A 3,091-nucleotide genomic window follows, 5' to 3' on the forward strand; every position below is an offset into this window, starting at 1 on the left:
GTACCACCCCTGTTCCACCCCCGACCCCGGTCGCCGAACATCACATAACCAGCATCCGTCACCGCCAGCGTGTCCTCCAGCTTGATGAAGCCGCGCGTCGGGTGGAGCATGGTCGTCTCCACCGATAGCACCATGTTCTTCTCCAGCGGCTTTGCCGCATAGGTGCCTTCATAGGTCACCGGGTGGTTGGTCATCAGGAACGGCGCCTCGTGCGTGATCAGGCCCATGCCATGGGCGAAGAAATCCGTGTAGGCCGCGACCTTCGAAGCCTTCAGCACGCCCTCGGCATGGGAAATCATGTCGCCGCCCAGCGTGCCCGCTTTGACTTTTGAGAAGGCCGCCTGCTGCACCGTCTCGACCTCGGCCAGCAGATCTTCCAGTTCGGCATCCGGTTCCCCGAGAATGCCCATCCGGCAGAGGTCGCCGATATAGCCGTGAAAGTTGCCGCCGGAATCGATTGACAGCACCTCGCCTTTTTTCCACGCCTGCGGCGAGGCGGCGCGGTTGTGGCTGGAGCCCAGCGTCAGCAGGCAATATTCGAAATGGATGCCGCGATTGGTTTCCTCGCGCCGCAGCTGTTCGATGATCTCGCCCTTGGTCGTGCCTTCGCGCGCCCAGGCTATGGTCGCCAGCATGGAATCGGTGATCAGTTCAGAGGCCGTGCGCAGCTTCTCCAGTTCGGCATCGGTCTTGATGGCGCGCATGCGCTCCAGCATGTCGGTCGCATCGATCAGCCTGGCGTCCGGCAACGCCTTGCGGATCAGCGTATAGGCGTCCGACGGCAGGAAGCCGGGCTCGATGCCGATGCGCGCGCCCGCCTTGCCGATCTTCTGCAGATGCTCGACCGCAAGGTTGGCGGCGTCGAGCGTGCCCCAGCAGGCGGCGTGCAGCGTCGGCGTCCAGAACGGGTTGTTCTGATGCTCGCCGCCCTCCATGCGGTTGCCGATATAGGCGGCATGGTCCGGCCCGCCTTTCTCGTACACGACAATCGGCAGGTAACGGCTGTGGCCGATCGCATCCATGGCGGCGAAGAAGATGAACTTGTAGCCGCCCAGCAGATATTGCGTGTTGTGCTTGGAGGTGGCGAGCAGCACATCGATGCCGGCCTCCTCCATCAGCCGGTCGACCCTTGCCTGGTCGAACGGGATATTGCCGACCGCATTCTTGCCCGGAGCAATGTTCATCTCTCTCTCCCTGAATAGCCGGATCGCCGCTGTTCCGCTCCCGATCCCTTGGCAGCGGTCAAATCTGCACCACTTTGCCCGTTCTGGTCCAGCCAGAAACAGATGAAATGTCGCCTCTCTATGACTCCGCGCTGTCATTCGTCGCATATTCAACCAATCTGGTCCTACCAGAATGATCAAATTGAGCCACGCCCTCCAAACTGGTCCAGCGGACGAAAATTTCAAAGCCAAGCGAGGATGCGCCAATTCCGTCTCTGGCGAAACCCTCGGCAAGGCTCATAATCGCCGCCGCAAGGATGCCGGTGGGCTTGCCGGCGTCCGAGGGGTTGGCGCACCCGACCGGGTCGCGGAGAGGACGGAGTTCGATCATGTCAGGTTTCACGATTTCCAGACGCACGATGCTTGCCGGCTCGGCAATGCTGCTGGCCTCCACCGCAATGCCGGCACCGGGCTGGGCGCAGACGCCAAAGAAGGGCGGGCGACTGGTGCTTGCCGCCGATTCCGAACCGCGCAACCTCAACCCGGCGATCGTCGCCTCCAACGGCGTGTTCTTCATCTCCAGCAAGATCGTCGAAACGCTGGCCGAAGCCTCCTTCGACGGCAAAGACGGTCTCGCGCCACGGCTGGCGCTGAGCTGGGAAGGTGCCGCCGACGGGCTCTCGGCGACGTTCAAACTGCGCGACGGCGTCAAATGGCATGACGGCAAGCCGTTCACCTCGGCCGACGTCGCCTTCTCGGCGCTGCAGATCTGGAAGCCGCTGCAGAATCTCGGCCGCACCGTATTCAAGGATCTGGCCAGCGTCGACACCCCCGACGATCTCACCGCCGTGTTCAAATTCGCCAAGCCGACGCCGTTCCAGCTGATCCGCAACGCGCTGCCGGCGCTGAGCAGTGTGGTGCCGAAGCACATCTATGAGGTCGGCAAGATCGAGGACAACCCGGCCAACAACGCGCCCATCGGCACCGGACCGTTCAAATTCGGCGAGTACAAGGCCGGCCAATATTACCGGCTGACCAAAAACGCCGACTACTGGGGCAAGGACGAGCCCTATCTCGACGAGATCATCTATCAAGTGCTGCCGGATCGCACGTCAGCGGCGAGCGCGCTGGAGGCCGAGGAGATCCAGCTCGCAGCCTTTTCCGCCGTGCCGCTGGCCGACCTCGACCGCATCTCCAAGGTGCCGGGCCTGAAGGTGATCTCCAAGGGTTACGAAGGGCTGACCTATCAGCTCGTCGTCGAGATCAACCATCGCCGCAAGGAACTGGCCGACCTGAAAGTGCGGCAGGCGATCGCGCATGCCATCGACAAGGATTTCGTCGTCAAGACGGTGTTCCTCGGCTATGCCGCGACAGCCACCGGTCCGGTGCCGAAGAACGATCCGCAATTCTACACCGCCGACGTGCCGACCTATGCCTTCGACGTCGCCAAGGCCAACGCGCTGCTCGACGAGGCTGGCTACAAGAAAGGCGCCGACGGCAACCGCTTTTCGCTCAAGCTGCTGCCTGCGCCCTATTTCAACGAGACCAAGCAGTTCGGCGACTATCTGCGCCAGGCGCTCGCCGCCATCGGCATCGATGCTCAGCTGGTCAACAACGACTCGGCCGCGCACATCAAGGCGGTCTACACCGACCACGCCTTCGACCTCGCTGTCGGCCCGCCGGTGTTCCGCGGCGACCCGGCGATCTCGACCACCATCCTGGTGCAGAGCGGCATTCCGGACGGCGTGCCGTTCTCCAACCAGGGCGGCTACAAGAACGACGCGCTCGATGCGCTCATCGCCAAGGCATCGGAGACGCTCGATACATCAGCCCGCACCGACCTCTACAAGGAATTCCAGAAGGAGGTGGCCACCGACCTGCCGCTGATCAACGTCGCCGAATGGAGTTTTATCAGCGTCGCGCGCGAC

At 62.7% G+C, this 3,091-nt stretch carries 3 protein-coding genes; 1 reads left to right on the top strand and 2 read right to left on the bottom strand.

The features are described from left to right. A partial coding sequence (locus tag EN939_RS27395; protein ID WP_164751260.1) for a M24 family metallopeptidase occupies positions 1-1,184 on the bottom strand: 1,184 nt, incomplete at its 3' end. A gap of 118 nt (positions 1,185-1,302) precedes the next feature. Beyond that, positions 1,303-1,554 (bottom strand): hypothetical protein, encoded by a 252-nt coding sequence (locus EN939_RS27400; protein ID WP_127270857.1) that lies wholly within the window; start codon positions 1,552-1,554, stop codon positions 1,303-1,305. Here EN939_RS27400 and EN939_RS27405 point away from each other — a divergent pair. Further along, on the top strand, positions 1,553-3,091 hold a 1,539-nt coding region (locus EN939_RS27405; protein WP_164751261.1), incomplete at its 3' end, for an ABC transporter substrate-binding protein. The two genes, EN939_RS27400 and EN939_RS27405, sit on opposite strands and share 2 nt — an antisense overlap.

The organism is Mesorhizobium sp. M7A.F.Ca.CA.002.05.1.1, from assembly GCF_003998335.1.
In the GTDB taxonomy this organism is placed as follows: Bacteria; Pseudomonadota; Alphaproteobacteria; order Rhizobiales; family Rhizobiaceae; genus Mesorhizobium.